This window comes from Mesorhizobium sp. M7A.F.Ca.US.005.03.1.1, from assembly GCF_003997975.1.
GTDB lineage: Bacteria > Pseudomonadota > Alphaproteobacteria > Rhizobiales > Rhizobiaceae > Mesorhizobium > Mesorhizobium ciceri.
On the sequence record NZ_RZRO01000185.1, the window covers coordinates 1 to 4867 of the forward strand.

5 protein-coding genes are annotated in these 4867 nt (G+C 62.8%); all 5 read left to right on the forward strand.

The window, feature by feature from the left end:
- Positions 1-1008: CaiB/BaiF CoA-transferase family protein (locus EN990_RS34775; protein WP_164766226.1), on the forward strand; the 1008-nt coding region annotated here is incomplete at its 5' end.
- Positions 1005-2339: an MmgE/PrpD family protein gene (locus tag EN990_RS34780; protein WP_127370247.1), complete on the forward strand. Its 1335-nt coding sequence runs from the start codon at positions 1005-1007 to the stop codon at positions 2337-2339. The genes EN990_RS34775 and EN990_RS34780, both read left to right, overlap by 4 nt.
- The gene (locus tag EN990_RS34785; protein WP_127388567.1) at positions 2339-3496 is read left to right on the forward strand and encodes an acyl-CoA dehydrogenase family protein; all 1158 of its coding nucleotides are present in this window, start codon (positions 2339-2341) and stop codon (positions 3494-3496) included. Before EN990_RS34780 ends, EN990_RS34785 begins: the two co-directional genes overlap by 1 nt.
- Positions 3497-3508: 12 nt before the next feature.
- Positions 3509-4369, forward strand: coding sequence for a MaoC family dehydratase N-terminal domain-containing protein (locus EN990_RS34790; protein WP_127368464.1), 861 nt, complete (start codon positions 3509-3511; stop codon positions 4367-4369).
- A partial coding sequence (locus EN990_RS34795; protein ID WP_245469242.1) for an aldolase/citrate lyase family protein occupies positions 4369-4867 on the forward strand: 499 nt, incomplete at its 3' end. The genes EN990_RS34790 and EN990_RS34795, both read left to right, overlap by 1 nt.

A 4867-nucleotide genomic window follows, 5' to 3' on the forward strand; every position in this document is an offset into this window, starting at 1 on the left:
CTCTCAAGCTACTTCATCTGGAACAACCGCGGCAAGCAATCCTGCACCGTCGATCTGAAGCAGCCGGATGATCTTGCGCTGGTCGAATCCATGCTCGGCACCGCCGACGTGTTCGTCCAGAACCTTGCGCCTGGCGCAACCGACAGGCTGGGCATCGGCAGCGCCGACCTCAGACGGCGGTTCCCCAGGCTGATCGTCTGTGACATCGGCGGCTACGCACCCGGAACACCCGACCACGAACGGAAAGCCTACGATCTGCTGATCCAGGCGGAAGCTGGCTTGGCGGGCGTCACTGGGTCCGCAACTTCTGGCCCTACCCGGGTCGGCATATCGATCTCCGATATCGCTACGGGGCAGGGGGCCTACGCCGCTATCCTCGAAGCCCTGATCATGCGCAGTCGAACCGGGGAAGGGGCTCACCTGCAGCTTTCCCTTTTCGACACCCTCGCCGAATACATGAACGTGCCATATCTGGCGCGCCACTACGGCGGCAAGGAGCCGCGGCGGCTCGGGCTCGCCCACCCCTCGATCGCGCCCTACGGGCTGTTTCAGGTGAGTGATGGGGAAATCCTTATCGCCGTCCAGAACGAACGCGAATGGGTCGTCTTCTGCGACAGTGTCCTGGGCCAGCCGTCGGTTGCAACGGACCCGAGATTCGAACGCAACGTGCGTCGCATTAAAAACCGCGAGCCGCTTGATGCATGCGTGCAGGCGATCTTGGCCCCCTACACCATGTCTGCATTATGCGAATTGCTCGACCACGTCAGAATTGCCTATGGCCGTGTGTCGACCATGGCTGATCTGGCGGTGCATCGCAGTGCCACCAAAGTCCCGGTGGAGACCACCGGTGGTCAAGTCGAGCTGTTTGCGCCGCCGGTCACCGTCAATGGCAAGCGCCCCGTGCTTGGCCGTGTGCCTTCACTCGGCGAACATGACGTGGCTTTGCGGCAGGAGTTCGGTCCTCCGGATACAGTGGGTCCCAAACGGATAGGAAGTGCAGCACCATGAGCTTGACCCGCGACCTGACCCGGCTGATCCGCGAAAAACCGGTGACCGACCGCGACCTGGAATGGGCATCGCTGTTCGTCCTGGATACGCTCGCCTGCGCCCTTGGCGCGTTGCCGACCGAGCCCGCCCGCATGCTGATGGCGGTCGCCCCGCTGGCGCAAGCCGATACCCCCCGCAAGGCGTTCTACCTGGGCGGCCTAGCGCATATCTTGGAGATGGATGACCTCCACCGGGACTCGGTGACCCATCCGGGCAGCGTCGTCATTCCTGCGGCCTGGGCGGTAGCCCATGATCACGATCTTGGCGGTGAAGCGTTTCTTCGCGCGGTTCTTGCAGGATACGAGGCTTGCTGCCGGGTCGGCATGTCCGTCGGTAAGAAGCATTACCGGGTCTGGCACAACACCTCGACCTGCGGGCCATTCGGGGCGGCGTTTGCCGTGGCCGAGCTCCTCGGCCTCGACGACACCAGGACCGTTTGGGCGCTTGGGAATGCGGGCACCCAGTCATCGGGTCTTTGGGAGTTCCTTGCCGAAGGCGCCATGAGCAAGCATCTCCACACCGCCAGGGCGGCGGAGTCAGGCGTCCTCGCTTCGTTCCTGGCCAAGGAAGGATTCACCGGCGCGCAGAACATCCTGGAAGGCCAGAGGGGCTTCTACGCCGGTCTGTGCCCGGACCCGATTCCGGAGGCTGTCACGGCAGGGCCTGAGCGGGCCTGGCAACTGATCAACACCTCGATCAAGCCATGGCCGTGCTGCAGACACACCCATCCGGCGATCGACGGCGCGATCGCCATGCACGACGAGATCGCCGGGGAAGCCATCGCAAGCGTTCATGTCGGGGCTTACCGGGCTGCCCTCGACGTATGCGACCGGCCGGCTCCCGAAGATCCATACAGTGCCAAATTCTCGCTGCAGCACACAGTGGCGATAGCGCTTGCGGACGGCCGCATCGACCAGGCCAGCTTCGATGCCGATGCACGGCAACGGATGGTCGGCGAACGCAAGAAGGTCAAGGTCGAGCTGGCGCCGTCGATCGACGCCGCCTATCCGGAATCGTGGGGCGCCGAGGTGATCGTCGAGACGGCTTCCGGCAGGCGCCTTTCCGCCGCCCGACACGACGCCAAGGGCGATCCCGACAATCCGGTGACGGCAGCCGAGCTGTCTCAGAAGGCGCGCACGCAACTCGTCGCCGGCGGCACTTCGCCAGCCCGTGCCGACGACCTGATCGGCGCTATCCTTGGCCTTACAGATAACCGTCCGGTGCGCTCACTGGGTCTGTTTGAAACCGCAGGTGACGCGCGTCCCCAGGTTCATGCCGCGCGGAGCGCCTGATGTTCAAGGACTTTGACAACGAGGACATCCGCGGCGCCGTGCGTCGACTCTGCGAGCGATTTCCGGGCGAATACTGGCGCAAGCTCGATGCCGACCGCGCCTACCCCGTGGATTTCGTCAACGCGCTGACCGAGGCCGGCTACCTTGCGACGCTGATCCCCGAGGAATATGGCGGGTCGGGCTTGACGCTTTCGGCCGCGGCCGCCGTGCTCGAAGAGATCCAACGGGCGGGATGCAATGGTGCGGCTTGCCATGCACAGATGTATGTCATGGGCACGGTGCTGCGCCACGGCAATGAATCGCAGAAGCAGCGCTATCTTCCGCAAATCGCCTCCGGACAATTGAGGCTGCAGGCGTTCGGTGTGACCGAACCGACCAGCGGCACCGACACCACTTCAATCCGTAGCTTCGCGCGCAACGACGGCGATTACTACGTGGTCAACGGCCAGAAGATCTGGACAAGCCGGGCGGAACATTCCGACCTCATGTTGCTGCTCGCGCGCACCACCCCCAAGGATCAGGTGGCCAAACGGACCGAAGGCCTGTCGGTGTTTATTCTCGACATGCGGGAAGCGCTCAAGCAGGGTCTCTCAATCCGGCCGATCCGGACGATGATGAACCATTCCACGACAGAGGTCTTTTTCGACAATGTGAAAATCCCTGCCGAAAACCTGATCGGTGAGGAGGGCAAGGGCTTCCGGTATATCCTCTCCGGGATGAATGCCGAGCGGATCCTGATCGCCGCCGAATGTGTCGGCGACGCAAAGTGGCTGATCAACAAGGCTTCTACCTACGCATGCGACCGCAATGTCTTCGGCCGGGCCATCGGCGCCAACCAGGGCGTCCAGTTTCCCATCGCAAGGGCTTACGCCAACATGCGTGCAGCCGAACTCATGGTCCGCGAAGCCACCCGGCTCTATGAGGCCGGCCAGGACTGCGGCGCTGAAGCGAACATGGCCAAGATGCTGGCTGCTGATGCTTCCAACGAAGCCGCCAACGCCTGTATCCAGACGCATGGCGGCTTCGGGTTCGCCGAAGAGTATGACGTCGAACGCAAGTTTCGCGAAACCAGGCTTTACCAGGTTGCCCCGATCTCGACGAACCTCATCCTGTCCTATCTCTCCGAGCATGTGCTCGGGATGCCGCGTTCGTACTGACGGTCAGGGCCAGTGGACACGACCCAGCAGGACTTATCGGCGCAATGGCATGGCCGTCAGACCGAAAGCATCGATGTTGTTTCGGAGCGCCTCGTAGAGAGCTTCTGCGCCGTTTTTGAACCCCATCTAGCGCCGCTGCCCGCAGATACCGCCCCGTTGGGCATTCATTGGTGCCTGTCGCCGGCCATTGCCGGAATGGGACAGTTGGGGGCTGACGGTCACCCCGCCAAGAATCTGTCTTTGCCGCCCGTGCCGCTGCCGCGCCGCATGTGGGCTGGCGGTGAGCTACAGGTGCATGATCACCTTAGAGTTGGTGACAAAGTCCGCAAGGTCTCTACGATCCAGGACATAGTGCGCAAGCAAGGCCGATCCGGTGAACTCTGGTTCGTCGCGGTCGGCCACACGTACCATTCCGACCGTGGTCTCGCCCTGAGTGAACGACAGGACATCGTCTACCGGGAAGCCGCGGGATTGGGGAATGGCGTGTCTCGAAACACCTCGCCGGCGGCACCCACGACAATCCGGCCAGCAGCGCAAGTGTGGTCTGTCATTCCTTCGTCGACGTTGCTCTTCCGCTATTCCGCGATCACCTTTAATGGTCACCGTATACACTACGACTGGCCTTATGCGACCGAGGCTGAAGGCTACGAGGGACTGGTTGTCCATGGCCCCCTCCAGGCTACGCTCCTTCTCAACCTCGCGGCGTCCCAAGGCGTCGCTATACCCCTGACGTTTCGCTACCGCGGGATAGCTCCGGCGATCGCGGACCGTGCACTGACCGTCAGGGCCGGCGTCGATGGTCGGCGCCTCTGGACACAAGGCGAGGGCGGCGCGGTGCACATGGAAGCCGATATCGATAGGGGTATGGCCTGATGTGTACACAGGGCAACGTGCATTTTACGTCTGTCGCGCCTTTGTTCGTTCCGGCCGATCGGCCAGAGCGTTTTGAAAAGGCCGACCGGTCCGGAGCCGACACGGTCATTATTGATCTTGAGGACGCTGTTGCGCCTGCCGCCAAGGATGGCGCCCGGTCCAATCTTCACCATGCCCTGACATTGCGGAACCCCACCTACGTCCGGGTGAATGGCCAAGACAGCAGCTGGTATGCTGCCGACCTTGCTGCGCTCAGGACACTCGGGCTTCGGCGGATCTGCCTGCCGAAAGCGCAGTCCGCAGCGACCCTCGACGCGGTGGTTCGGGTTTTGGGTGGCGACATCGAGATCATAGCGCTGATCGAGACGGCGCGGGGGCTGGAAGCGGCGGGGGCGTTGGCCGCTCATTCGCATGTCGCCAGGCTGGCCTTCGGACCTGCGGATTTTGCGCTGGACTTGGGTGTTTCCGCCTTTCATGATCTCAAAGCGCACGCCATGA

Excerpts from the sequence above, each read along its gene's own strand:
- EN990_RS34780 (WP_127370247.1), top strand. The coding sequence starts at position 1,005 with ATGAGCTTGACCCGCGACCTGACCCGGCTGATCCGCGAAAAACCGGTG.
- EN990_RS34785 (WP_127388567.1), top strand. The coding sequence starts at position 2,339 with ATGTTCAAGGACTTTGACAACGAGGACATCCGCGGCGCCGTGCGTCGA.